The sequence below is a fragment of the Streptomyces smyrnaeus genome, from assembly GCF_017676345.1.
Taxonomy (GTDB): domain Bacteria; phylum Actinomycetota; class Actinomycetes; order Streptomycetales; family Streptomycetaceae; genus Streptomyces; species Streptomyces smyrnaeus.
Genome location: NZ_JAFFZM010000011.1, coordinates 244,432 through 269,565, shown reverse-complemented (window position 1 = coordinate 269,565; position 25,134 = coordinate 244,432). Strand labels below are relative to the sequence as shown.

Genomic DNA, 25,134 nt, shown 5'->3' with positions numbered 1-25,134 from the left:
TATTCGTGAAGAAAGGCCCCGCCGATGACATCGGCGGGGCTTTTTTGTTTTTCACGGCATCTTCCGTGCCCGGTTTCCGCCGGCGGTTCCGCACCAGCCCTAGCCCTCCCTTCTCCCGCATCCCCTGTCTCCGTGAACAAGTCTTCGTCGTCAGCAGGCCATCGTGCGCAGTGTCCCCGACCCCGTGCACGCTCGGTGAGTGCTGCCGGGTAGGGTCGGGGGGTAGCGTCGGCACGGTTGCTCAGGAGGCCCACGGGTGGAGGTCCAGGAGACGCGGGTCCAGACGGATCGGGTCCTCACCATCCCGAACGTCCTCAGCATGGCTCGCCTGGTGGGCGTACCGGTGTTCCTGTGGCTGATTCTCTGGCCCGAGTTCGGCGGTCCGAACTGCGATCTCTGGGCGCTCCTCGTGCTCGCGCTGAGCGGAGTGAGCGACTACCTGGACGGCAAACTCGCCCGTAGGTGGAATCAGATCAGCAGTCTCGGCCGCATTCTCGATCCGGCCGCGGACCGGTTGTACATCCTCTCCACTCTGGTGGGTCTGACCTGGCGGGAGATTCTGCCGCTGTGGCTGACCCTCACTCTGCTGGCCCGGGAACTGCTGCTCCTGGTCATGGTGTGGATCCTGGACCGCCACGGCTATGCGCCGCCGCAGGTCAACTTCCTGGGCAAGGCCGCGACCTTCAACCTGATGTACGCCTTCCCGCTGCTGCTGCTCAGTGACGGAAGTGGCTGGGTTTCATCACTCGCAGCGATTTTCGGGTGGGCGTTCGCAGGTTGGGGTACTGCTCTCTATTGGTGGGCAGGGATCCTCTATGTGGTCCAGGTCCGCCGTCTGATCAGGGCGGACCCCGAGACGACCGGCTGAAACCCGCCTTTCCTCGCTTCGGAGGCCGGTTGCCCTGATTGAGCCTTTGTAGGTCATCCTGGAGGGGTCATGGTCGGGATGACCGTCGTCTGTACGAGGAGGACGCTTCCGATATGAAGGCCGTCGTGATGGCTGGCGGCGAAGGCACGCGCCTTCGGCCGATGACTGCGAGCATGCCCAAGCCGCTCCTGCCGGTGGTGAACAAGCCGATCATGGAGCACGTGCTGCAGCTGCTCAAGCGTCACGGGCTCACCGAGACCGTCGTGACCGTGCAATTCCTGGCCTCCCTGGTCAAGAATTACTTCGGCGACGGCGAGGAGCTCGGCATGGAGCTCACGTACGCCAACGAAGAGAAGCCACTGGGGACGGCCGGCAGCGTCAAGAACGCCGAGGAGGCCCTGCGGGACGATTCGTTTCTCGTCATCTCCGGGGACGCGCTCACCGACTTCGACCTCACCGACCTCATCAGGTTTCACCGGGAGCGCGGTGCGATGGTCACCGTGTGTCTGACCCGGGTACCGAATCCGCTGGAATTCGGCATCACCATCGTGGACGAGGACGGCAAGGTCGAAAGGTTCCTGGAGAAGCCGACCTGGGGGCAGGTCTTCTCCGACACGGTGAACACCGGCATTTATGTGATGGAGCCCGAGGTCTTCGACTACGTCGAGCCGGACGTGCCCGTCGACTGGTCCGGTGACGTCTTCCCTCAGCTGATGAAGGAGGGCAAGCCGATCTACGGCTACATCGCCGAGGGCTACTGGGAGGACGTCGGTACCCACGAGAGCTATGTGAAGGCCCAGGCCGACGTGCTCGAGGGCAAGGTCGACGCGGAGCGGGACGGCTTCGAGATCTCGCCCGGTGTCTGGGTGGCCGAGGGCGCAGAGGTGCACCCGGACGCGGTGCTGCGCGGCCCGCTCTACATCGGCGACTACGCGAAGGTGGAGGCCGGCGCGGAGATCCGCGAGCATTCCGTCATCGGCTCGAACGTCGTCGTCAAGAGCGGCGCCTTCCTGCACCGCGCCGTGGTGCACGACAACGTCTACATCGGCCCGCAGAGCAATCTGCGCGGCTGTGTGATCGGTAAGAACACCGACATCATGCGGGCCTCGCGCATCGAGGACGGCGCTGTCGTCGGGGACGAGTGCCTCATCGGTGAAGAGTCGATCGTCCAGGGGAACGTCCGTATCTATCCCTTCAAGACGATCGAGGCGGGCGCGTTCGTCAACACGTCCGTGATCTGGGAGTCCCGCGGCCAGGCGCATCTGTTCGGTGCCCGCGGTGTCTCCGGCATCCTGAACGTGGAGATCACCCCGGAGTTGGCCGTACGGCTGGCGGGCGCCTATGCGACGACGCTCAAGAAGGGCTCCACCGTCTGCACGGCCCGCGACCACTCCCGAGGCGCGCGTGCCCTCAAGCGGGCCATCATCTCCGCGCTCCAGGCGAGCGCCATCGACGTACGCGACCTGGAGAACGTGCCGCTTCCGGTGGCCCGGCAGCAGACCGCGCGAGGCAGCGCCGGCGGCATCATGATCCGTACGACGCCCGGTGTTCCGGACTCGGTCGACATCATGTTCTTCGACGAGCGGGGTGCCGATCTCTCGCAGGCCCGGCAGCGCAAGCTCGACCGCGTCTATGCGCGTCAGGAGTACCGACGGGCGTTCCCCGGCGAGATCGGTGACCTCAGCTTCCCTTCCAGCGTCTACGACTCGTACACGGGCTCGCTGCTGCGCGCCGTGGACACCACCGGCGTCGCGGAAGCCGGCCTGAAGGTCGTGGTCGACGCTTCCAACGGCAGCGCCGGGCTGGTCCTGCCGAGTCTGCTGGGTCGGTTGGGCGTGGACTCGCTGACCATCAATCCGGGTCTGGACGAGTCGCGCCCCACGGAGACGGCGGAGAGCCGGCGGGCCGGGCTGGTGCGGCTCGGGGAGATCGTGGCGTCGGCCCGTGCGGCGTTCGGAGTGCGCTTCGACCCGGTGGGGGAGCGCATCTCGCTGGTGGACGAGCACGGCAGGATCGTGGAGGACGACCGGGCCCTGTTGGTGATGCTCGACCTGGTGGCGGCCGAGCGGCGCAGCGGCCGGGTTTCGCTGCCGGTGACCACGACCCGCATCGCCGAACAGGTCGCCGCCTACCACGGCACACAGGTCGAGTGGACGACGACCTCTCCCGACGACCTCGCCCGGGTCAGCCGGGACGACGGCACCGTCTTCGGCGGGGACGGCCGGGGCGGTTTCATCGTCCCCGAGTTCAGTTCCGTCTTCGACGGTGCGGCTGCTTTCGTTCGGCTCATCGGGCTCGTGGCACGTACCCAGTTGACGCTCAGCCAGATCGACGCGCGTATCCCGAGGGCGCATGTGAGCCGACGTGATCTGGCAACGCCCTGGGCCGTCAAGGGACTTGTGATGCGTACCGTCGTGGAGGCGGCCGGGGACCGGTCGGTCGACACCACGGACGGGGTGCGTGTGGTCGAGTCCGACGGCCGCTGGGTGATGGTGCTGCCCGACCCGGCCGAGGCGGTCACCCATCTGTGGGCCGAGGGTCCCGATGAGGCCTCCGCGCAGGCTCTGCTGGACGAGTGGGCGGCCGTGGTGGACAGCGCGGGCCACTGAGCGTGACGGACTGAGCCCGGCGGCGGGACGTGCCCTGGCAGGGGCAAGTCCCGCCGCCTGAGGCAGGGGTGGGTGCATTCGGCGGCAGGGGTCTCGACGTGCGACGATGTGCGGCATGTCGCAGCAGCACCCCACTCGGAGCACCTCGTCGCGGTCCCCGCGGCTCGACGCTTCCATGTCGCTGCTGACCAATGTGATGGAGCACAGCCTCGACGACGGTTACGCGGAGGCCACCGCACGCCGGGGCGAGGTGGGCCGCTCCAGAATGCCGCGCACACTGCGGGCGAAGCTGGGGCTCGCCCTCGGGCTGGTGCTGGCGGCGCTGGTGGTGACCGTGGGGGCCGCGCAGGCGCAGATCTCCGCGCCGAGCGTGGCCAAGGAGAAGCAGGAGCTCATCGAGCGGATCGAGGCGGGCGGCGATCGGGCCGACCAGCTCCAGAAGGACGTCGACAAGCTGCGGGCCTCGGTCGAGCGCCGGCAGCGGAAGGCCCTGGAGCAGCACGGTGACGAGCGGGGGAAGACCACGGCCCTGCTCTCCGGTGCGACGGCGGTCGAGGGGCCGGGGCTCAAGCTGGTGGTGGACGACGCCGAGGACACCGAGTCCGGTGAAGGCGACGGGCCCCGCAAGACCGACGGTTTCTCCGACACGGGCAGGATCCGCGACCGCGATCTTCAGCGCGTCGTCAACGGACTGTGGGCGGCGGGCGCCGAGGCCATCTCGATCAACGGCCAGCGCCTCACGTCACGCTCGGCCATCCGCGCGGCGGGCGACGCCATCCTGGTCGACAACAAGCCGCTGGTTCCGCCCTATACGCTGCTGGCGATCGGGCCGGGGCAGCAGTTCTCCCGGACCTTCCAGGACAGCGTCGACGGCCAGTACCTGTACGTCCTGCACAAGGACTACGGTGCCAGAACGAGTATTTCCGTCCAGGACGAGGTGCGGCTGCCTGCCGCGCCGAGTCTGATTCTGAGAACAGCTGAACCTGTGCGGACAGGGAAGGGCAGCACATCGTGATCGCCGTACTGGGCCTCGTCGTGGGAGTCGTGGCCGGACTTGTCGTCCGGCCCGTGGTGCCGCTGGCGGTCGAACCGTATCTGCCCATCGCCGTCGTCGCAGCGCTGGACGCGGTCTTCGGTGGACTGCGCGCCATGCTGGACGGCATCTTCGACGACAAGGTGTTCGTCGTCTCGTTCCTGTCCAACGTGGTGGTGGCCGCGCTGATCGTCTTCCTCGGCGACAAGCTCGGGGTCGGTGCCCAGCTGTCCACCGGTGTGGTTGTCGTCCTGGGTATCCGGATCTTCTCCAACGCGGCCGCCATCCGTCGGCACGTGTTCAGGGCGTGAGGCCGATGAGTGACGACAGCACGCCGGGACAGGGACTTCCTCCGGAGCGCGGGCTGCCTCCGGAGCGCCGACTCCCACCGGAGCGCGAGCTGCCTCCGGAGCGGCAGGAGACGGCGGACGCGCAGGGCCGGGAGACGGCGGGCGCGCAGGGTGAGGACGGCGGCCCGCGGTTGACGGGACGGCAACGGCTCGCCAAGGCCGTATGGCCCCCGCGGGTGACGCGCGCCCAACTCATCGTCGCGCTCCTGCTCTTCGTCCTCGGCCTCGGGCTGGCGATCCAGGTGCGCTCCACGAGCGAGAACAGTGCGCTGCGCGGCGCCCGGCGCGAGGACCTGGTCCGTATCCTCGACGAGCTCGACGACCGCACCAAGCGGCTGGAGGACGAGAAGCGGCAGCTGGAGGGGCAGCGTACGCAGCTGGAGACCTCCTCGGACCAGGCCGAGGAAGCCCGTAAGCAGACCAGGCAGAAGGCGGCCCAGCTCGGTGTGCTCGCCGGTACGGTGGCGGCCGAGGGGCCCGGCATCCGGATGACGATCAAGGATCGGGCCGGGGCGGCGGATTCGGACGCGCTGCTCGACGCGGTCCAGGAGCTGCGGGCCGCCGGCGCCGAGGCCATGGAGGTCAACGGGGTGCGCGTGGTGGCGAGCACACATTTCACCGACAGCGGCGGCGGGGTCAGCGTGGACGGGCATAGGATCGAGCAGCCTTACCGTTTCGAGGTGATCGGCAAGCCCGCCGACCTGGAACCCGCGCTGAACATCCCCGGCGGAGTCGTGCAGACGCTGAAGAACAAGCAGGCCACGGTGGATGTGACCCGCTCGGGGAAGATCACTGTGGACGCCTTGCGACAGGCGAAGCGGCCTGACTACGCTCGGTCGTCATCACAGTGAGATGGTGATAGGAGTTTCGGGGGGTCGGCGGGCGAGTTGGGCACCGCGTGGTGGAAACTGTCTACGGGTCACGGACGTTATCCCGGCGTCGGAAGTGACCAGTGAGAGCATCGAGGGTCTGTCCTGCCCCACGGGCGGGTCTGTTTCGTGCGAGGGGAATCGCCCGTGAGTTTTTTTTCGAAGTTGTTCGGCAAGGGCCGCCGGGGCGGCGACACGGGTACCGCACGGCACCGTGCCCCTCAGGGCGCGGACCCGGCGGGAGCGCCGGAGGGCACCGAGCGCCCGCTCTTCCGTGATGAGGTGGCCGGACCCGGAGGAGACAATTCGGGTGGTCACGGGGCGTTTTCTGTTGACCCTGGCACACAGGGGCGCATAGGTTCCCAGGCACCGCCAACCTCAAATCCGGGTGGAGGTCCTGCCTTGCCGGTGTGTAACAGGTGTGGAGCCCGCGTCGCGGAAGCGAGCCGGTTCTGCTCCAACTGCGGCGCCCCCCTGAGGGGCGGTGTGCCTGCGGAAGGGTCGTCCGAGACGACGTCCACGATCTCCATCTCGGGGCTGGAGGCCTACGACTCCGAAGCGACCGGTCAGCATGTCTCTCCGGTGTTGCCGCCCGAGGCGCAGGCCGCGGTGGACGCGCTGCCCATGGGCTCGGCACTGCTTGTCGTACGGCGCGGCCCCAACTCGGGCAGCCGGTTCCTGCTCGACGGGGAGCTGACCACCGCCGGGCGTCACCCGGAGAGCGACATCTTCCTGGACGATGTGACCGTCTCGCGCCGTCACGTCGAGTTCCGGCGTGGGCCCGACGGTGTCTTCACCGTCTCCGACGTCGGCAGCCTGAACGGTACCTACGTCAACCGGGAGCGGATCGAGACGGGAGTGCCGCTCGGGAACGGCGACGAGGTGCAGATCGGGAAGTACCGGCTGGTCTTCTACGCGAGCCCGCGCACCTACTGACACCCCCGGCAGGGAGGCTCATGCTGCACACGCCGTCCGGCGGTGCCCGAGGGGGCACCGCCACCGGGCAGGAGAGCGAGCCGATGAGCATCGGCGCCGTCCTCCAGGCGCTCCGTGCGGAGTTTCCTGAGGTCACCGTCTCCAAGATCCGTTTTCTGGAGGCGGAGGGGCTGATCGAGCCGGCGCGTTCTCCGTCCGGGTATCGCAAGTTCCGGTCCGAGGATGTCGAGCGGCTCAGCTGTGTGCTGCGTATGCAGCGGGACCACTATCTGCCGCTGAAGGTCATCAAGGAGCATCTCGAAGCGGGCGGTGAGGCGGCCGACCGCCCGGCTGTCCCGGTGGTGCCGCCCCGCGATCCCAAGGAGCCGGAGGCGATCCCTCCGGCTCCCGCCGTGCGCATCGGGCGCCGCGAGCTGCTCCGGCTCGTGGGCGCGCGGGAGGCGGAGCTGGCCGAGTGGGAGAAGTACGGGCTGCTCGCCGCGGCCGAGGACGGTACCTACCGGCCGGCCGATGTGACCGTGGCACGGCTGGTGGCGCAGCTGGGCCGCTACGGGGTGGAGGCACGCCATCTGCGGGCGGTGAAGGCCGCGGCGGACCGGCAGCTGGATCTCGTCGAGCAGCTCGTGGCGCCGCTTCGCCGCCATCCGGACCAGCGGACCAGGACGCGCGCCGAGAGCACCGCCGAAGAGCTCACGGACCTCTCGGTGCGGCTCTACGGGGCCTTTGTGGAGTCCGCCGCGGGGGCGGCCCGCACGCGGGGTGACTGAAACAGCACACGGATGCCGGGGCCGGACGGCTGCCCGACTACCCAAACAGGCGCGGCACGGCCTAGGGTTGCTGTGTGAATGAGCTCGACGTCGTGGGTGTCCGGGTGGAAATGCCCACCAACCAACCGATCGTGCTCCTGCGAGAAGTGGGAGGCGACCGCTACCTCCCCATCTGGATCGGCCCCGGGGAGGCGACCGCGATCGCCTTCGCCCAGCAGGGCATGACTCCCGCACGCCCACTCACCCATGACCTGTTCAAGGACGTCCTGGAAGCAGTGGGTCAGGAGCTGACCGCGGTCCGCATCGTGGACCTGCGGGAAGGCGTGTTCTACGCGGAACTGGTCTTCGCCAGTGGTGTGGAAGTCAGTGCCCGTCCGTCCGACGCCATAGCGCTCGCTCTGCGTACCGGCACGCCGATCTACGGCAGTGACGGTGTGCTGGACGACGCGGGTATCGCGATTCCGGACGAGCAGGAGGACGAGGTGGAGAAGTTCCGCGAGTTCCTCGACCAGATCTCTCCGGAGGACTTCGGCACCAGCAGCCAGTGACGCTCCGCCGGGAGCCGCCGCCGGTCCGGGACTTCTCCCGGCCGGAGGCCGGGGAGAGGTGTGCGAGCGAGTCTGGCGCCGCTGACCAACCGGCCAGCTATTCCCCGGCCTAGGGCACGCGAAACCACTCTCCGGGGGATTATCACTCGCCGTGCCGAGTGTGGCGATCGTTGACGCACTCGGAGTGACTGCCTACCTTCATGTGGGCAGGTTCCGGGGGTAACCCGGGATGTGAAGGACGGAGGTCGGCGTGACAAGCACCGGCGGCGAAGGTACGGCGGCTGGCGACTCGTCCCTACCCGACGGCCCACCCCCGGCCTCCGGCCGGGAGATGCCCCCAGGGCGGCCGTCCCCCGCACCGACCCCCGGCCTGCGGCCGGGAGACGTCCCGGGGCCCCAGCCCGGCACTCCTGCCGAGCAGGTCGGCTACCGGGGTCCGACCGCCTGTTCGGCGGCCGGGATCACGTATCGGCAGCTGGACTACTGGGCCCGTACCGGGCTGGTCGAGCCCAGCATCCGCCCCGCCTACGGCTCGGGCACCCAGCGCCTCTACAGCTTTCAGGACATCGTCGTCCTCAAGATCGTCAAGCGGCTGCTGGACACCGGTGTCTCGCTGCAGAACATCCGCGCCGCCGTCCGGCATCTGCGCTCCCGGGGCCGAACCGACCTCGCCCGGATGACGCTGATGAGCGACGGGGCCACGGTCTACGAGTGTTCCTCGCCGGACGAGGTGGTGGATCTCCTGCAGGGCGGCCAGGGCGTCTTCGGTATCGCTGTCGGCGTGGTCTGGAAGGACGTCGAAGGCGCTCTGTCCCAGCTGCACGGGGAGCGCGTCGACACCGGCGAGACCCTGATCGGCAACCACCCCGAGGACGAGCTGGCCCGGCGCCGCAATCGCGCCGGCTGACGAGGCGACCCCACGCCGACCGGGGCTGCCCCTGGCCGTTGTACCGGCGGCATCACCGTCGGACCGAGCCACAGCGTCCGGTTGTCAGTGGTGTGCGGCACCATCAAGGGCGTGAGAGCGTCGCCGACCATCCTGCATCTGGACATGGACGCCTTCTTCGCAGCCGTGGAGCAGGCGTCCAAGCCCAGCCTGCGCGGGAAGCCGGTGGTGGTCGGCGGTCTCGGGCCGCGTGGGGTGGTCTCCACCGCCTCCTACGAGGCCAGACGCTTCGGGGTGCACTCCGCGATGCCCACGGCCCAGGCCAGAAGGCTGGCGCCGAACGCGGCGTATCTGGGCACGCGGTTCGGGCTCTACCGCGCGATCAGCGAGGTGGTGATGGAGTTGCTGCACGAGCTGTCGCCCCTGGTGGAGCCCCTGAGCCTCGACGAGGCCTTTGTGGACCTGGAGGCCGGGGAGGCGCTGGGAGGGACGCAGGGCGGCGCCGAGGGGGCGCGAGAGGTCGGTGAGCGGCTGCGGCGGGACATCGCAGCGGCCACGGGACTGACCGGCTCGGTGGGGCTCGCGGGATCCAAGATGCTGGCGAAGATCGCCTCGGAGCAGGCGAAGCCGGACGGCCTGGTCCTCATCCCGGTGGGCACCGAGCGCGACATGCTGGCGCCGCTGTCCGTGCGGACGCTGCCCGGGGTGGGTCCGGCCACGGCGGAGGTGCTGCGCAGGGCCGGTATCACCACCGTCGGGGAGGTCGTGGAAGCGGGCGAGGACGAGCTGCTGCGGCTGCTGGGCAGGGCGCACGGCACCTCGGTCCACGCGATGGCCCACGGCATCGACGACCGCCCGGTGGTGGCCGAGCGGGACGCCAAATCGGTCTCCGTCGAGGACACCTACGACGTGGACCTCACCGACCGCACCCGGGTGCGGCTGGAGGTGGAGCGGCTGGCCGGGCGCTGTGTGACGCGCCTGCGCGCCGCGGGCCGCTCCGGGCGCACCGTGGTCATCAAGGTGCGCAGCTACGACTTCTCCACCCTCACCAGGTCGGAGACGCTGCGCGGGCCCACCGACGACCCCGGCGTCGTCAAGGAGGCGGCGCTGCGGCTGCTGGACGGGGTGGACACCACGGCGGGCGTGCGGCTGCTGGGGGTCGGGGTCAGCGGGCTCGCCGACTTCACGCAGGAGGACCTGTTCGCGCAGGCCCAGGCCGCGCTGAGCCAGGAGACGGCGGACGGCGGCCGGCCGGAGGGTGCGCAGTCCCCGGCCACGGCCGAGGAAGGCCCGCGGGAGGGTGAGGGGCCGGTGCGGGCGGAGGGGGCGGCGAGGGAGCCGGGCGCCGCCGTCGAGGAGCCGGGCGCGGCGGTCCCCGCCGACCGGCGCTGGATCCCCGGCCGGGACGTGTACCACGCCCGGTACGGCAGAGGCTGGGTGCAGGGCAGCGGTGTCGGGAAGGTCACCGTCCGCTTCGAGGAGCCGGACACGCCGCCGGGCCGGGTGCGCACCTTCTCCGTCGACGACCCGGAGCTGGCGCCCGCCGAGCCGAGGATGCTGGACGCGGAGATCGCCGCGGTGCTGGCAGCTCAGTCCCCGGCGCCGGCGACCCGCCCGAAGTCACGGTCCGGGGGAGTGGGGGCGTCCCCGCCCGCCGGGACGTCGAGCCCGTAGTGGCGGTAGAGCTGCAGCTCCTGCTGGGGGGAGAGGTGCCGGCCGACGCCGAAGTCGGGCGCTCCCTTGATCAGGGCCCGCTCGAACGGGACGCGCAGCCCGGTGTCGTCCAGGCTGGCGGGCTCCAGCGGGACGAAGGCGTCACGGCTGAAGATGCCGGTACGCAGCGCCGCCCACTCCGGTTCGCCCGTGGCGTCGTCGAGATACACCTCGTCCACCGTGCCGATCTTGACTCCCTCGCTGTCGAACGCCTTGCGGCCGATCAGGCTCCGCGGATCTATGTCGGTCTGCACGGGTCTCCTCCACGGTGTCGCGACGTGTTCTTCACGCTCGTACCACCACGAAACGGCACTTTTCGGTTGATGGCTACTCGAGTTCGCTGCTTGAGTGCACTACGGGTTACCACTCAAGGGGGCGCTGATACTCTCGAAGTGGCTGTCGACCCCGTGCGGGAGAGTCCTCCGGCGTACGTTCCGGAGGCGCCGAAGGAGCAACTCCTCCCCGGAATCTCTCAGGCTCACGTACCGCGCGGACGAGGTCACTCTGGAAAGCAGGGCGGGCCCGGACCAGCACCGAAGCCCCTCCTCACCGACGGTGTAAGCCGAGCCTCCGGCACCTGGTGGCTCGGTGAAACTCTCAGGTCGAGATGACAGAGGGGGAGGCCGTCCGGGCACCCGTAAAGGTGCCCCTCGCAGGTCGCACAGACCAGGAGGCCCCCGCAGATGACTTCCCATCGCACCCCGCTCTCGGCACTGGAGAGCGGCACTCCCTTCGAGAGCCGCCATATCGGACCCGACGCCGGCGCGCAGGCCAAGATGCTCGCGCAGGTCGGCTACGGATCGCTGGACGAGCTGACCGCGGCGGCGGTGCCCGACGTGATCAGGAGCACCGAGCGGCTGCAGCTCCCCGAGGCCCGGAGCGAGGACCAGGTGCTGGCCGAGCTGCGCTCCCTCGCGCGCCGCAACCAGGTCCTGCACTCCATGATCGGCCTCGGCTACCACGGCACCGTCACGCCGCCGGTGATCCTGCGCAATGTGCTGGAGAACCCCGCCTGGTACACCGCGTACACGCCGTACCAGCCGGAGATCTCCCAGGGGCGGCTGGAGGCGCTGCTCAACTTCCAGACGGTCGTCGCCGATCTGACCGGGCTGCCCACCGCCGGAGCCTCACTGCTGGACGAGCCCACGGCCGCCGCCGAGGCGATGGCTCTCTCCCGCCGCGTCGGCAAGGTCGGCAAGAGCGGCGGCGGCGTCTTCCTGGTCGACGCCGACTGCCTGCCGCAGACTGTCGCCGTGCTGCGCACCCGCGCCGAGCCCACCGGTGTGGAGATCGTCGTCGCCGACCTGAGCGACGGCATCCCCGACGAGCTCGCCGAGCGCGGCGGGGTCTTCGGCGTGCTGCTCCAGTACCCCGGTGCCTCCGGCGCGGTGCGCGACCAGCGCCGGGTCGTCGAGCAGGCGCACGAACTGGGTGCCGTGGTCACCGTCGCGGCCGATCTGCTGGCGCTCACGCTGCTGACCTCGCCCGGTGAGCTGGGGGCCGACATCGCCGTCGGCTCCAGCCAGCGCTTCGGTGTCCCGATGGGCTTCGGCGGGCCGCACGCCGGCTACATGTCGGTGCGCGAGAAGTTCGCCCGCAGCCTGCCCGGCCGTCTGGTGGGTGTCTCCAAGGACGTGGACGGCGAGCAGGCCTACCGCCTCGCCCTGCAGACCCGCGAGCAGCACATCCGCCGTGAGAAGGCCACCAGCAACATCTGCACCGCACAGGTGCTGCTCGCCGTGATGGCCGGAATGTACGCCGCCTACCACGGCCCCGACGGACTGGCCGCCATCGCCCGCCGCACCCACCGCTACTCGGCGCTGCTCGCCGCCGGGCTGCGGGACGGCGGCGTGGAGATCGTCCACGACAGCTTCTTCGACACCGTCACCGCCCGTGTCCCGGGCCGTGCGGCCGAGATCACCGAGCGGGCCCGCGAGGCCGGAGTCAACCTGCGGCAGGTCGACGCCGACCACATCGGCATCGCCTGCGACGAGACGACGGGCCGCGAGCAGCTCACCGCCGTATGGCGCGCCTTCGGGGTCCCCGCGGACGCCGACCTCGACGAACTGGACGCGGCGACCGAAGAGGCGCTCCCCGGTGACCTGCTGCGCACCGACGAGTACCTCACCCATCCGGTCTTCCACGAGCACCGCTCCGAGACGGCGATGCTGCGCTATCTGCGGCGTCTGGCCGACCGCGACTACGCGCTGGACCGCGGCATGATCCCGCTCGGCTCCTGCACGATGAAGCTCAACGCCACCACCGAGATGGAGCCGATCACCTGGCCCGAGTTCGGCGCGCTGCACCCGTTCGCGCCCGCCGAGCAGGCCGAGGGCTATCTGACGCTGATCCGCGAACTGGAGGAGCGGCTGGCCGAGGTCACCGGCTACGACAAGGTCTCCCTCCAGCCCAACGCCGGCTCCCAGGGGGAGCTGGCCGGACTGCTGGCCGTACGCGCCTACCACCGGGCCAACGGTCAGGCACAGCGCACCGTCTGCCTCATCCCGTCCTCGGCGCACGGCACCAACGCGGCCAGCGCCGTGATGGCCGGGATGAAGGTCGTGGTCGTCAAGACCAGCGACAACGGTGACGTGGACGTGGCCGATCTGCACGCCAAGATCGAGCAGCACGGCGACGAGCTGGCCGTCCTCATGGTCACCTACCCCTCGACGCACGGCGTGTTCGAGGAGCACATCACCGAGGTCTGCGCCGCCGTGCACGACGCCGGTGGCCAGGTGTACGTGGACGGCGCCAACCTCAACGCCCTGCTGGGGCTGGCCCGCCCCGGCCGCTTCGGTGCCGACGTCTCGCATCTGAACCTGCACAAGACGTTCTGCATCCCGCACGGTGGCGGCGGCCCTGGCGTCGGCCCGATCGGCGTACGCGAGCATCTGGCGCCGTACCTGCCCAACCACCCGCTGCAGCCCGCCGCGGGTCCCGAGACGGGCATCGGGCCGGTCTCGGGGGCGCCGTGGGGCTCGGCCGGGATCCTGCCGATCTCCTGGGCGTATGTGCGGCTGATGGGCTCCGAGGGGCTGCGCAGGGCGACCCAGGTGGCGGTCTTGAGCGCCAACTACATCGCCAAGCGGCTGGAGCCGCACTACCCCGTGCTCTACACGGGCCCGAACGGACTGGTGGCGCACGAGTGCATCATCGACGTACGCCCGCTCACCAAGCAGACGGGTGTGAGCATCGACGACGTCGCCAAGCGGCTGATCGACTACGGCTTCCACGCGCCGACGATGTCCTTCCCCGTCGCGGGAACGCTGATGATCGAGCCGACCGAGAGCGAGGACCTCAACGAGGTCGACCGGTTCTGCGAGGCGATGATCGCCATTCGTGCGGAGATCGAGAAGGTCGGCACGGGGGAGTGGGACAGGGAGGACAACCCGCTGCGCAACGCCCCGCACACCGCCGCGATGCTCGGCCGCGAGTGGCAGCAGGGCTACGGACGCGAGGAAGCCGTCTTCCCGGCCGGTGTGCAGGCGTCCGACAAGTACTGGCCGCCGGTGCGCCGGATCGACGGCGCCTACGGTGACCGCAACCCTCATATGCGGTCGACTGCCGCCGCGCGCTAGGCGGCGGTGATGACGTGGCGCGCGCCGAGCGGCTTGTGCGGCGCGATGATCTGGCCGTCCGGCAGCAGCTCACCCGTGTCCTCGAAGAGCAGAACTCCGTTGCAGAGCAGGCTCCAGCCCTGCTCGGGGTGGTGGGCCACGGCGTGCGCGGCCTCCCTGTCGGCTGACTCCGCTGTCGGGCACGGTGGCTGGTGCTGGCACATTGTCGGTGTCGTCTTCCGTAGTGTTGTGGCGTCTGTCCTGCGGCTCTTGCTGTGCATGGCCGTTCCCCCGTAACCCCGTACGTGCGTACGTTCCGGTCCATCTCCCAGTGTTCCGCTGCTGGCTCGAATCCGCAGGGATTTCGCGTCAGCTCGTACCCAACCGCACAGACGCATCACCCGGGCGGGCGGTTGCGCCCAACTGCGCGGCTGTTCCGGGGGGTTCGGGTAATCGCGAAGAGTAGCCCATCCGGTGGAGCGCACAGCGGTGCAGGTGTGTCGCGGGACGGACGCCGGTCCCGCTCCGCCCCCGAGCCGGTCTCAGGCCGTACGCAGCAGCCCGGCCGCCTGCGGGTCCGTACCGGGAGCCGGCTGCGCCGCAGCCGCGGAGGCCACCAGCCTGCGCGTCAGTACGGGCAGCAGCGCATCCACCCGGTGCGCGGTGTGCGGGGCGATGCCGGGCGGCGCGGGGGCCAGCGGTATCAGCAGGTCGGCCGGGTCCGGCACGCCGCCGCACGGGTCGGCGGAGACGTCGGCGTGCAGCCACAGGGTGAGCATGTACAGCTCCGGCACCGACAGCAGCCGCGGCTGGTAGGGCGTCGGCAGCAGTTCGGCCTGGCGCATCGCCCGCACGGTCGACAGGACGTAGGGGCCCTGCCGGAACTGGCCGAAGGCCCAGCCGTCCGCCGTCATCACGGCTTCCGCCGTGCCGACGTACGCGCCCTGTGCGCCCTCACCGGCGGTTCCGTCGTCGGACAGCAGGAAGCGCCAGCCGGTCAGCCGGGTGCGCGGGGAGGCGGTCGCCGGTTCGTCGGCGCGTTCGGCGACGCGCTCCATGGCACGTTCGCGGGAGTGCGGCGCCACGCGTGCCATCTCGTACGCCGGGAGCGGGAGTTCGGGACGCAGGGGGCCCTGCGCGGTGCGCAGCGCCATGGGGGCTCGGGAGCCCCTGACCGCGCTCGGGGAGCCGAGAGCGGTCAGGACACTGCGCAGGGCGGGGGCCGGGGCCGAGGGTACGTGCAGCGGCATGGCGGGTCGCCTCTCTTGGGAGACACAAGGTGCTGGCGGGGGCGCGACGGCTGTGTCGGCGCGGGATGGGCCGCGGAAGCGGCTGGGAGGGGTCGACGGGGGCGGGCCGGGATCGCCAAGTCTCTGCCTCGTTCGCGCAGTTTATACGAGATGTGTTCGAGGAGTGTTTCCGCTAACGTGCCCCGTTGTTTCCCGTAAGGTCGTAACCGGTCGAATCTGCAGGCTTTTCACCTGCGGCGACGACGGGCATACGGGGTTGACCTCGGAATCTGGGGGAAACGCGGTCGGCCGGAAGATGCCGGTGTTTTTCACGGAAGCTGTGCCGCTGGGGCTGGACGCCGCCGTATGCCGAGGGAATGTGCCGTCCTGCATCCGCCAGCCTAGCGGCAGTTACCCGCCGCGTCAGCCCTGCCAGGCGTTATCCGTAGCGCGGCAGGGCATCATCGGTGCACGCTCGGCCGGGACCTCCGGCAGCATCCACCAGCAGGGAGGAAGCCCCCGATGGGAGAGAAGGTCGTCGCCGACAGGTTCGACCTGTCCGATCGACGGCGGTACCGACAGAAGCTGCACAAGTGCCTCCAGGGGCTGTGGCAGCTGCTGGAAGAGAAGAGGTTCGACCGGCCCAGGAATCTGATGGGGCTGGAGATCGAGCTGAATCTCTCGGACGCCCAAGGTCAGCCCCTCATGGTGAATGCGGAGGTTCTCCAGCACATCGCGAGCTCGGATTTCCAGACCGAACTGGGGCAGTTCAACCTCGAAGTGAATATCGTGCCGCACGCGCTCTCCGGAAGAGTTCTCGACCAGCTCGCCGAGGAACTGCGCACCGGGCTGGCCTACGCGGACCGGCAGGCCCGTGAGGTCGACGCGCGCATCGTCATGATCGGTACCCTGCCGACGCTCACGGCACGCGATCTGACCTTGGCCAACCTCACCGAGGGCGACCGCTACCGGCTGCTCAACGACCAGATCATGGCAGCACGCGGCGAGGAGATCTCCCTCGACATCGACGGTGTCGAACACCTGGTGAGCACCTCGGAGTCGATAGCGCCGGAGTCCGCCTGCACCTCCGTACAGCTCCACCTGCAGGTGACGCCCGGCCGGTTCGCCGACGTATGGAACGCGGCGCAGGCCGTCAGCGGCGCGCAGATCGCCATGGGCGCCAACTCGCCCTTCCTGTTCGGGCACGAACTGTGGCGCGAGTCGCGGATCCCGCTCTTCCTCCAGGCCACCGACACCCGCCCGCCGGAGCTGAGCGCCCAGGGAGTACGCCCGCGCACCTGGTTCGGGGAACGCTGGATCTCCTCCGCGTACGACCTGTTCGAGGAGAACCTGCGCTACTTCCCCGCCCTGCTGCCCATCTGCGACCAGGAGGACCCGCAGCGCGTGCTGGCCGCCGGCGGGGTGCCGGCGCTGCCGGAGCTGACCCTGCACAACGGCACCATCTACCGCTGGAACCGGCCCGTCTACGGAGTGATGGAGGGGGCCGCGCATCTGCGGGTGGAGAACAGGGTGCTGCCGGCCGGACCGACGGTGACCGATGTGCTGGCCAACGCCGCTTTCTACTACGGGCTGGTCCGGGCGCTGGCCGACGACCCGCGGCCGGTGTGGAACCGGATGCCGTTCGAGTACGCCGAGCGGAACTTCGACGCGGCCTGCCGGTACGGCATCGAGGCCGAGCTGTGGTGGCCGCGCTCCGGCCGGGGCACCGGGCTGGTGCGGCAGCCCGCCACCCGGCTGGTGCGCAACGAGCTGCTGCCGCTGGCCGCAGCCGGTCTCGACGCCTGGGGGGTGGAGCCCGCGGACCGCGACCGGTACCTGTCGGTGATCGAGGAGCGCTGCCGACTGCGGGTCAACGGCGCCTCGTGGCAGGCGGCGGCCTACCACCGCGCTGTGGACTCCGGACTCGACCGGGAGAAGGCGCTGGCCGCCGTCGCGCGTGCCTACTGCGAACGCGCGGCGGACGGCGCCGCCGTACACACCTGGGGCGAGGGGCCGTAGCCGGACGTGCGGAGAACGGCCGGGACAGGGCACCCCGATCGGCAGCGTTCCCGGCGTGTCGCCGCGGGCCGTTCCGTGGCGCGGGGCCCGGACTTCGGACACACCGGGCCCCGCACGTCGGCGCACCGGGCCCCCGCACGTCGGGCGCACCGGAGCCGTCGGGCAAGCTGGGACGTGGCAGGTCCGGTGGCGGTGCGACAGGAGGAGACGGGATGAGCACGGCGTCGGGAACTGGAGGTGCGCGTGCGCGCACAGGCGCCTGACGACCCGCTGCCCGCACCCGCGGCAGCCACCGCCGACGGGCTGCCGCGGCAGGCGCTCCGCAGCGAACTGCTGCTGGTGCTCGCCCTCTCGCTGGGAGCCAGCGCCGTCTCGTCGCTGATCAGCTTCGTCGGTGCGCTGACCCGACCGGGCGGGCTGGCCGACCAGGCCGCCCGGCTCAACTCCTCGCAGGCACCCGGCCGGCCCTGGCTCGACCTGGCCTGGCAGCTGTTCGGGATCGCGACCGCGCTGGTACCGGTCGCGCTGGTCGCGCACCTCCTGGCGCGCGAGGGGGCTGGCGGCCTGCGGGTACTCGGCTTCGACCGTCGCAGGCCCGCCTTCGACCTGAGCTGGGGCGCGGCTGCGGCTGCGGGTATCGGCGGCTGCGGCATCGGCCTCTATCTGCTGGCGCAGGCCGGCGGCTTCAACCTCACGGTGGAGCCCGAGTCACTGCCCGACGTGTGGTGGAAGTACCCGGTGCTGATCGCCTCCGCCGTGCAGAACTCCGTGCTGGAGGAGGTGATCGTCGTCGGCTATCTGCTGCGTCGGCTCGACCAGCTGGGTTGGTCGCCGCTCGCCTCGCTCTTCGCGAGCGCCGTGCTGCGCGGCTCCTACCATCTCTACCAGGGCATCGGCGGGTTCTTCGGCAACCTGGCGATGGGGCTCGTCTTCGGCCTCCTCTACCGGCGTTGGGGCCGCGTGGGGCCGCTGGTGGCGGCCCACGCGCTGATCGACATCGTCGCCTTCGTCGGCTACGCGCTGCTCGCGGGTCGGGTGGACTGGCTGCCCACACCGTGAGGCCGCGGCGATGAGCGGCACGGGCCGCCGCAGGACCTACAGCCGTGTACGCAGCTTCGCGTCCAGCACCGTGATCGCCTGACCGTTCAGCAGGGTGCGGTCGCCGCGCAGCGTGGTGCGCACATAGCCGGTGCGGCGCGACGCCTGGAGGCCGGTCAGCGTCTCGCGTCCGAGCCGGCGTGACCACAGGGGCGCGAGCGCGGTGTGCGCGCTGCCGGTGACGGGGTCCTCCGGGAGCCCTTGGGAGGGTGCGAAGACGCGGGAGACGAAGTCGTGCCCCGGCTCGCCCGGCGCGGCGTGCGAGGACGGTGCCGCCGCGGCCGTCACCACCACGACCGGGGTGGGGAGCGCGGCGACGGCGGCGGACTCGGGGGTCAGTTCGCGCAACGTCTGCTCGTCGGCGAGCTCCAGCACCAGCATCCCCAGCGTGCCGGTGTCCCAGGCGGCCACGGCGTCGGCGCCGAGGGCCTGCGGGACGCCGTCCGGCACCGGGACCGGCGCCGGACGGGCGGTGGGGAAGTCGAGGGTGAGCGTGCCGTCCGGCTCCCGGGTGGCGCTGAGCACCCCGCTGCGGGTACGGAAGCGCACCCGCTCGCCCTCGCCCAGCAGGCCGTCCTCGGCGAGCACATGGGCGGTGGCGAGCGTGGCGTGACCGCACATGTCCACCTCCGTCGTCGGTGTGAACCAGCGCAGCGCCCAGTCGGCTTCGGGGTCGCCGGGCACCGGGTGCGCGTAGGCGGTCTCGGACAGGTTGAGCTCGGCTGCGACGGCCTGGAGGCGGGAGTCGTCCGGCAGTCCGTCCTCGTCCATCAGGACGACGGCGGCGGGGTTCCCGGTGTAGGGCCGGGCGGCGAACGCGTCAACGGTACGGAGTCTCATGGCCCGGGACGGTACGACGCCGGGGCGGCCGGGGGCAGCGCCAATTCCCCGCGCGTGGCTTGAACAGCTGTGCGAGAGGCGCTGCTCAGGTGCAGGGTGCCCCGGGATGTGCGCTGCCGACCCCCGGAGCCGGCCGAGCCCGGCTCAGCACCGTTCGTACAGGTGCCCGTCCTCTCCCTCCGGCCGGACATCCAGATCCCGCCGGACGATCGACAGCCGCTCGCCCCATGTGCGGCAGGCCGCCGCGAGCCCCTTGGCCGTGTACTCGACGTCCAGCACCCGGTCGTCGTACGCCTTCGCGTAACTCCCGCACTCCTGGTACTGCCCGCACTCCTCCGTCACGGCGAAGTCGAACCCCATCGCGGCGCGCTGGTCCAGCAGTTCCTGGGCGTTCTTCTGGCCGGCCGCCATCCCGCTCCGGTGCGCGCGCCGGGTCAGCAGTGCGGCGAACTTCACGTTGTCGGCCCGGGTGAGGCGCTTTCCGGAGCGCTCGTAGGAGTCGAGGTTGTCCAGTTCGACCGCCTGGAACCCCTTGTCGGCGCAGCCCTCGATCCAGCCGCCGACGATACGGGCCAGCGCCTTGCGGCGCGCGGCGGTGGAGGTGTCGAGCAGTGCCTCGTTCCAGTCGGTGTCCATCACCGGCTTGCCGCCCGCCCCGTGCAGCACCAGGTCGGGGTGGTGCCGCTGCCACCAGTCCAGGGCGTCGGGCTGGGCCTGGAAGCCGTTGACGTAGCAGATGCTGTACCGCCCGGCTGCCGGCTTGTGCGCGCGGTCCCGGGAGACCACGCGCACCCCGTCGGGCGGCGGGTAGGCGCCGCCGATCTGGTAGTCGAAGCCCGCGTGTACGGGCGGGGGTGCGGGGCGGTCCGCCGTGGAGGTGCGGTCGCGCTCCGGGGTGCTGTCGCCCGGTTCGGCGCCGCACCCGGCGAGCACGGCCACCGCGAGAAGGGCGGCGACGAGTGCCGGAACCCGGCGGTTGCGGTCCGCTGAGACGACACGGGTGGACATACGGGCGACTCCTGACGCTTGCGGGAAGGCGCCGGCCGCCCCCCGGCGCCCAGCTTACGGAGCCGGTCGTGGCCCGCCCGCAGAGCTCCCCGTACGGCAGAAGGGCAGGTCGGCGGGGTGGTGGCCGGTGCTCGGCCGCGCGATGGCGGCAGGTGCTTGCCGACCGATGCCTTCCGATATATCGTTGAAGCATCGCGACGGATCAAAGATACGATGTGAAGGAGTCAGCGATGTATCCCTACGGAACGGAACACGAAATGGCACAGGGTGCTCGGCAGTACGGCCCGGGCCGCGAGCGTGGCGGAGGGGGAGCCGGTGGCGGTCCCTGCGGCCCGCACGGTCATGGCCCGGGCCGCGGATACGGCCCCGGGCGGGGGCGGGCGGCCTTCGGCCCCTTCGGGCCGCCCTTCGGCGGCGGACCCTTCGGCGGCCGTGGGCGCGGCCGGGGCGGGCCCCGGGGCCGGGCGCGGCGCGGCGACGTCAGGGCGTCGATCCTCGCGCTGCTCAAGGACCGCCCGATGCACGGCTACGAGATGATCCAGGAGATCGCCGAACGCAGTGGCGGTGCCTGGAAGCCCAGCCCCGGCTCCGTCTACCCGACCCTCCAACTGCTGGAGGACGAAGGCCTGATCGTCAGTGAGAGCGAGGGCGGCAAGAAGCACTTCTCGCTCACCGACGCGGGCCGGACCGAGGCCGAGGCCGGCGCCGAGGCCCCCTGGGAGGACGCGGGGCGCGGTGCCGACTGGGAGGCCCTGCAGGAGGTGCGTACCGCGGCCGGAGGGCTCGCCTCGGCCTTCCAGCAGGTGTGGGCGACAGGCACCGAGGAGCAGCGCGAAAAGGCGCTCCGGGTCGTCAACGACGCCCGCAAGAGTCTCTATCTGATCCTCGCCGAGGAAGACTGAGGCCCCGCCGCCCGCAGGGCGCGGAGTCGCGCGTCTCCTTCCCAAGGAGGAGACGTCCGACATCCGCGCCCACCCATGGGGGGACCGGCATATGCCACGGCACGCCGATGATTTTTCACAGGTGTGTGTGATGTGGTGGTTCGGTGCACAGTTCTACACCGCCCAGTCTCTCGGCCGAAGCGGGGTTCGACGCCGCCGTCGACCCGCAGGCCAGCGCTGCGCTGGCCGATGTGATCGCGACCGCGCGCCGCCGCGCGGCGCGGGACGGCGACCAGCAGATCGACACGGCGCACCTGCTGCACAGCCTGCTGGAGTCAGACAGCGGCACCTGGGAACTGCTGGACGGCGGCGGCCCGCAGATCGGCAAGCTGCTCGGCTATCTCGTGCAGCGCAGCATCGGCTACGGCCTGCGCTGGCAGAGCACGGTGGAGGATTCCGGCGCCGTGCCGGCCGTCTCCGACCAGCCCGGTGCGGTGCCCGGTTGGTCGCCCAGCGCGCAGGCGGCCCTGGAACTCGCCGCCCGCCGCGCCGGGCGGCTGGGGAGGGCGCGGACGGAGGGCGTCGACCTGTTCGCCGGTGTGGTGGCCGACCCGGAGTGCCGGGGCGCGGAGGTGCTGCGCCGCGCGGGGGTCGACGTGGAAGAGCTGGCCGCCCGGCTCGGGGTCGCCGACGGCGCCTGAGGCCACCTGGTGGGGCCCGAGGCCGCTGCGTCCCCTCGGCGGCAGGGGGCCGTACGCCGACGAGACCGTGCGCCGACGGCTCGGATCCGTCCGGACCGTGGATGTCAGGGGTATCGGGGATGACACTCCTGTCGGCGCTTGAGATGATGCGGCGATGCGCACCGACTCGTCCACCACGGGCGTCTCCCGCGCCCGCACCTCGGGCCTCGTTCTCGCGTTGGTCTCCGCCTGCGCGTTCGGCAGTTCGGGCGTCGCGGCCAAACCGCTCATCGAGGCCGGGCTGGAGCCCCTGCACGTCACCTGGCTGCGCGCCGCGGGCGGGGCGCTGGTCATGCTGCCGCTGGCCTGGCGGCACCGGGCGCTGGTACGGGAGCGGCCGTGGCTGCTGGTGGGCTTCGGGTTGCTCGCGGTCGCCGGTGTGCAGGCCTTCTACTTCACCGCGCTCTCCCGCATCCCGGTCGGCGTCGCGCTGCTGATCGAGTATCTTGCCCCCGCGCTGGTGCTGCTGTGGGTGCGGTTCGTCCAGCGCCGTGCGGTGACACGGGCCGCCGCCGTCGGCATGGTGCTCGCGGTCGGGGGCCTCAGCTGCGTCGTCGAGGTGTGGGCCGGGCTGCGGCTCGACGGGCTCGGACTGCTGCTCGCGCTGGGGGCCGCCTGCTGCCAGGTGGGGTACTTCGTGCTCTCGGACCACGGCAGCAGCGTCGAGGAGGGTGACGCGGCCAGGCCGCCCGCCGACCCGATCGGGGTCATCGCCTATGGACTGCTGATCGGCGCGTTGGCGCTGACCGTGGTCGCCAGGCCCTGGCACACCGACTGGTCGGTGCTCGGCGGCAGCGCCCAGTTGCAGGGCACCGGGGTGCACGGGCTGGCGCTGCTGGTCTGGATCGTGCTGGTGGCCACCGCGACCGCATATCTGACCGGAGTCGTTTCGGTACGGCGGCTGTCTCCCGCGGTGGCGGGTGTGGTGGCCTGCCTGGAGGCGGTCATCGCCACGGTGCTCGCCTGGGTGCTGCTCGGCGAGCACCTGAGCGCCGTCCAGTTGACGGGTGGTGCCGTGGTGCTGCTGGGCGCCTTCATCGCCCAGCGGTCCACCCCCAAGGCGCCGGCCGACGACGCCGCACCGGTGGCCGGGTCCCCCGGTCCCGCCGGTGCGGCGGCGGACGTCAGCGCGCGGTGAGGTAGCCGGGCAGCGGGATGTCCGGCGAGAGGTCGCCGGCCGGTATCGGAGCGCCGTGGACGGTGGAGACGGGCAGTACGCCGCTCCAGTACGGCAGGCCGAGGTCTTCCGGCTCGTCGTTGGGCCCGCCGGTGCGGGACTTCGCCGAGACCTCCTCCAGGTCCAACCGGACGACGGCAGTGGCGGCCAGCTCCTTCGGATTCGCCCTGCGTGAGTCGTCGGCCCGGCCCGGTACGGCGTTCTCCACGATCGCGTCCAGCGCCAGCAGCCGTTCCTCCTGATCGGTGACCTGGTGTGCGAGGCCGTGCGCCACCACGGAGCGGTAGTTGACCGAGTGGTGGAAGGCCGACTTGGCCAGAACCAGCCCGTCCAGATGGGTGACCGTCACACACACCGGCACCCCGGCGTCGTTCCGGCCCGCCTCGCGCAGCGGGCGGGAGCCCGTGGAGCCGTGCACATACAGCCGTTCCCCCACCCGGGCGTACAGCGTGGGCAGTACGACAGGCGCACCGTCCCGGACGAAGCCGAGATGGCACAGGTAGCCCGCGTCGAGGATGGCGTGCACCGATTCGCGGTCGTAGGCCAGGCGCTCGCGCGCCCGGCTGCCGGTGGTGCGCGCGGTGGGGGTGTAGGTCGCCGGGGTGGAGGGCGGGTCGTCCATTGCACACTCCTATTGCACTAGTGCATAATATTTTTTGTGCTAGGATACTACCGGATCGAAGGTCGTGGCGCAGCGGAGATCGCGGACAGCGTGGAGCGGGGCGTGGGCAGCGGTGCGCTCACGCCGGGCGAACCGCTGCCGCCACTGCGGGAGCTGGCGGCCGAGCTGGGTGTGAACCCCAATACCGTGGCTGCCGCCTACCGCACCCTGCGTGACCGCGGCGTCATCGAGACCGCGGGGCGACGGGGCAGCCGGATCCGGCAGCGGCCGGCCACCGCACCCCGCGAATCGGTCCGGGTCGAGCCACCCGCGGGCGGTGTCGACATCTCCACCGGCAACCCCGACCCCGCGCTGCTTCCGCCGCTCGCCACCGCCTTCGCCGCCTCCGCCGACCGGGCGGCACACGCCCCGGTGCTCTACGGCGCACCGGACGCCGACCCCGGATTCGCGGCGCTGGCCCGGGCGGCGCTGGATGCCGACGGAGTGCCCGCCGGGCCGCTCGCCGTCACCTCCGGCTCGCTCGACGCCATCGAACGTGTCCTGGCGGCACATCTGCGTCCCGGAGACGCCGTCGCCGTCGAGGACCCCGGCTGGGGCAGCCTGCTCGACCTCGTACCCGCGCTCGGACTGCGCCCGGTGCCCGTGGCCGTGGACGACGACGGACCGCTCCCCGCCGAACTGGAGCGTGCCCTCGGTCAGGGGGCACGCGCCGCCGTCGTCACCGACCGCGCGCAGAACCCGACGGGCGCCGCTGTCTCGCAAGCCCGCGCCCGGGAACTGCGGGCCGTGCTGAGGGACCGTCCCGGGACGCTGCTGATCGAGGACGACCACGGGCACGGCATCGTCGACCTTCCGCTGCACCCCCTCGCGGGCGTCACCCGGACGTGGGCGCTGGTGCGTTCGACCGCCAAGGCCTACGGGCCCGATCTGCGCCTGGCCGTACTGACGGGTGACCCGCTCACCGTCGACCGGGTCCGCGGCCGCCAGCGGCTGGGCCCCGGCTGGGTCAGCCACCTGCTGCAGCGCGCCGTCGCCCACCTGTGGGAGGCCGGCGCGACGGACCCGGCGCGGGTGGCCGGCGCGTACGACACCCGGCGCACGGCGCTGGTGGACGCGCTCGCCGCGCGGGGCGTCACCGCGCGGGGACGCAGCGGTATGAACGTATGGGTGCCGGTGCGGGACGAGACCGGTCCGGTGGCGCGGCTGCTCCAGGCCGGCTGGGCGGTGGCCCCCGGTGCCCGCTTCCGGCTCGCGTCCCCGCCGGGGCTGCGCGTGACCGTCTCGCCGCTGGCGCCGGGCGACATCGACCGCCTCGCCGACGACCTCACCAGGGCGCTGCGTCCGGCTCAGGCGGGGCGCTACGACTGACCTGGGCGGCGCCGGT

The 25,134-nt window shown here is 71.2% G+C and carries 23 protein-coding genes, 1 pseudogene and 1 riboswitch; of the genes and pseudogenes, 18 read left to right on the top strand and 6 right to left on the bottom strand.

Annotation, left to right across the window (positions count from 1 at the left end; genetic code table 11):
* Window positions 1–256 precede the first annotated feature (256 nt).
* From clsA to JW613_RS19915, 11 genes and pseudogenes are all read left to right on the top strand, one after another.
* Window positions 257–868, top strand: a complete 612-nt coding sequence (clsA, locus tag JW613_RS19960) for a cardiolipin synthase ClsA (RefSeq protein WP_209212177.1) — start codon at window positions 257–259, stop codon at window positions 866–868.
* Window positions 869–981: 113 nt separating this feature from the next.
* On the top strand, window positions 982–3,477 hold the full coding sequence (locus JW613_RS19955) for a mannose-1-phosphate guanyltransferase (protein ID WP_099878381.1): 2,496 nt from the start codon (window positions 982–984) through the stop codon (window positions 3,475–3,477).
* Window positions 3,478–3,592: 115 nt separating this feature from the next.
* Window positions 3,593–4,492 carry a DUF881 domain-containing protein gene (locus JW613_RS19950; protein ID WP_209212176.1) on the top strand — a complete coding sequence of 300 codons (900 nt, stop codon included), beginning with the start codon at window positions 3,593–3,595 and terminating at the stop codon, window positions 4,490–4,492.
* A complete protein-coding gene (locus tag JW613_RS19945; protein ID WP_019358093.1) occupies window positions 4,489–4,821 on the top strand; it encodes a small basic family protein in 333 nt (110 codons plus the stop codon). The genes JW613_RS19950 and JW613_RS19945 overlap by 4 nt, the downstream gene beginning before the upstream one ends.
* A gap of 5 nt (window positions 4,822–4,826) precedes the next feature.
* Window positions 4,827–5,711, top strand: coding sequence for a DUF881 domain-containing protein (locus JW613_RS19940; RefSeq protein WP_209212175.1), 885 nt, complete (start codon window positions 4,827–4,829; stop codon window positions 5,709–5,711).
* A gap of 147 nt (window positions 5,712–5,858) precedes the next feature.
* Window positions 5,859–6,200 (top strand): annotated as a pseudogene (locus JW613_RS36820) (zinc ribbon domain-containing protein); the annotation flags it as partial.
* Between the two features lie 15 nt (window positions 6,201–6,215).
* On the top strand, window positions 6,216–6,665 hold the full coding sequence (locus JW613_RS36600) for an FHA domain-containing protein (RefSeq protein WP_307842592.1): 450 nt from the start codon (window positions 6,216–6,218) through the stop codon (window positions 6,663–6,665).
* Window positions 6,666–6,685: 20 nt separating this feature from the next.
* The gene (ftsR, locus tag JW613_RS19930; RefSeq protein WP_209212174.1) at window positions 6,686–7,432 is read left to right on the top strand and encodes a transcriptional regulator FtsR; all 747 of its coding nucleotides are present in this window, start codon (window positions 6,686–6,688) and stop codon (window positions 7,430–7,432) included.
* A 74-nt stretch (window positions 7,433–7,506) separates the two neighbouring features.
* Complete coding sequence (locus tag JW613_RS19925; RefSeq protein ID WP_026004895.1) at window positions 7,507–7,980, top strand: bifunctional nuclease family protein; 474 nt, start codon at window positions 7,507–7,509, stop codon at window positions 7,978–7,980.
* A gap of 250 nt (window positions 7,981–8,230) precedes the next feature.
* The gene (locus JW613_RS19920) at window positions 8,231–8,887 is read left to right on the top strand and encodes a MerR family transcriptional regulator (protein ID WP_099878369.1); all 657 of its coding nucleotides are present in this window, start codon (window positions 8,231–8,233) and stop codon (window positions 8,885–8,887) included.
* Between the two features lie 111 nt (window positions 8,888–8,998).
* Complete coding sequence (locus JW613_RS19915; RefSeq protein ID WP_209212173.1) at window positions 8,999–10,540, top strand: DNA polymerase IV; 1,542 nt, start codon at window positions 8,999–9,001, stop codon at window positions 10,538–10,540.
* Here the strand turns inward: JW613_RS19915 and JW613_RS19910 are convergent.
* Window positions 10,456–10,833, bottom strand: coding sequence for a PRC-barrel domain-containing protein (locus tag JW613_RS19910; protein WP_209212172.1), 378 nt, complete (start codon window positions 10,831–10,833; stop codon window positions 10,456–10,458). The two genes, JW613_RS19915 and JW613_RS19910, sit on opposite strands and share 85 nt — an antisense overlap.
* 146 nt (window positions 10,834–10,979) lie before the next feature.
* Window positions 10,980–11,077: riboswitch (glycine riboswitch) on the top strand.
* A gap of 185 nt (window positions 11,078–11,262) precedes the next feature.
* Between JW613_RS19910 and gcvP the strand changes: the two genes are divergently transcribed.
* Entirely contained in the window at window positions 11,263–14,157 is a 2,895-nt protein-coding gene (gene gcvP / locus JW613_RS19905) for an aminomethyl-transferring glycine dehydrogenase (protein ID WP_209212171.1), read from the top strand.
* Here the strand turns inward: gcvP and JW613_RS19900 are convergent.
* Together JW613_RS19900 and JW613_RS19895 are read right to left on the bottom strand one after the other, a co-directional pair.
* Window positions 14,154–14,360: a DUF5999 family protein gene (locus tag JW613_RS19900; RefSeq protein WP_209212170.1), complete on the bottom strand. Its 207-nt coding sequence runs from the start codon at window positions 14,358–14,360 to the stop codon at window positions 14,154–14,156. The genes gcvP and JW613_RS19900 overlap by 4 nt on opposite strands.
* A gap of 318 nt (window positions 14,361–14,678) precedes the next feature.
* Window positions 14,679–15,386: a hypothetical protein gene (locus JW613_RS19895; protein ID WP_209212169.1), complete on the bottom strand. Its 708-nt coding sequence runs from the start codon at window positions 15,384–15,386 to the stop codon at window positions 14,679–14,681.
* A 501-nt stretch (window positions 15,387–15,887) separates the two neighbouring features.
* Here JW613_RS19895 and JW613_RS19890 point away from each other — a divergent pair.
* Together JW613_RS19890 and JW613_RS19885 are read left to right on the top strand one after the other, a co-directional pair.
* A complete protein-coding gene (locus tag JW613_RS19890) occupies window positions 15,888–17,384 on the top strand; it encodes a glutamate-cysteine ligase family protein (protein ID WP_209212168.1) in 1,497 nt (498 codons plus the stop codon).
* 270 nt (window positions 17,385–17,654) lie between these two features.
* Entirely contained in the window at window positions 17,655–18,443 is a 789-nt protein-coding gene (locus JW613_RS19885) for a CPBP family intramembrane glutamic endopeptidase (protein WP_209212196.1), read from the top strand.
* Window positions 18,444–18,479: 36 nt separating this feature from the next.
* On the opposite strand, the gene JW613_RS19880 is transcribed toward JW613_RS19885, so the two are convergent.
* Entirely contained in the window at window positions 18,480–19,322 is an 843-nt protein-coding gene (locus JW613_RS19880; RefSeq protein ID WP_209212167.1) for a PhzF family phenazine biosynthesis protein, read from the bottom strand.
* A gap of 144 nt (window positions 19,323–19,466) precedes the next feature.
* Window positions 19,467–20,330 carry an endo alpha-1,4 polygalactosaminidase gene (locus tag JW613_RS19875; RefSeq protein ID WP_209212166.1) on the bottom strand — a complete coding sequence of 288 codons (864 nt, stop codon included), beginning with the start codon at window positions 20,328–20,330 and terminating at the stop codon, window positions 19,467–19,469.
* A 257-nt stretch (window positions 20,331–20,587) separates the two neighbouring features.
* Here JW613_RS19875 and JW613_RS19870 point away from each other — a divergent pair, with 257 nt between their 5' ends.
* The 3 genes from JW613_RS19870 (at window position 20,588) to JW613_RS19860 (ending at window position 23,089) form a co-directional block, all read left to right on the top strand.
* Complete coding sequence (locus JW613_RS19870; protein WP_245225946.1) at window positions 20,588–21,232, top strand: PadR family transcriptional regulator; 645 nt, start codon at window positions 20,588–20,590, stop codon at window positions 21,230–21,232.
* Between the two features lie 143 nt (window positions 21,233–21,375).
* On the top strand, window positions 21,376–21,912 hold the full coding sequence (locus tag JW613_RS19865; RefSeq protein ID WP_209212164.1) for a Clp protease N-terminal domain-containing protein: 537 nt from the start codon (window positions 21,376–21,378) through the stop codon (window positions 21,910–21,912).
* Window positions 21,913–22,066: 154 nt separating this feature from the next.
* Window positions 22,067–23,089, top strand: coding sequence for an EamA family transporter (locus JW613_RS19860; protein ID WP_209212163.1), 1,023 nt, complete (start codon window positions 22,067–22,069; stop codon window positions 23,087–23,089).
* Here the strand turns inward: JW613_RS19860 and JW613_RS19855 are convergent.
* A complete protein-coding gene (locus JW613_RS19855; RefSeq protein WP_209212162.1) occupies window positions 23,076–23,750 on the bottom strand; it encodes a pyridoxamine 5'-phosphate oxidase family protein in 675 nt (224 codons plus the stop codon). The genes JW613_RS19860 and JW613_RS19855 overlap by 14 nt on opposite strands.
* Window positions 23,751–23,786: 36 nt before the next feature.
* Here JW613_RS19855 and JW613_RS19850 point away from each other — a divergent pair, with 36 nt between their 5' ends.
* The gene (locus JW613_RS19850) at window positions 23,787–25,118 is read left to right on the top strand and encodes an aminotransferase class I/II-fold pyridoxal phosphate-dependent enzyme (protein ID WP_209212161.1); all 1,332 of its coding nucleotides are present in this window, start codon (window positions 23,787–23,789) and stop codon (window positions 25,116–25,118) included.
* Window positions 25,119–25,134: the final 16 nt, after the last annotated feature.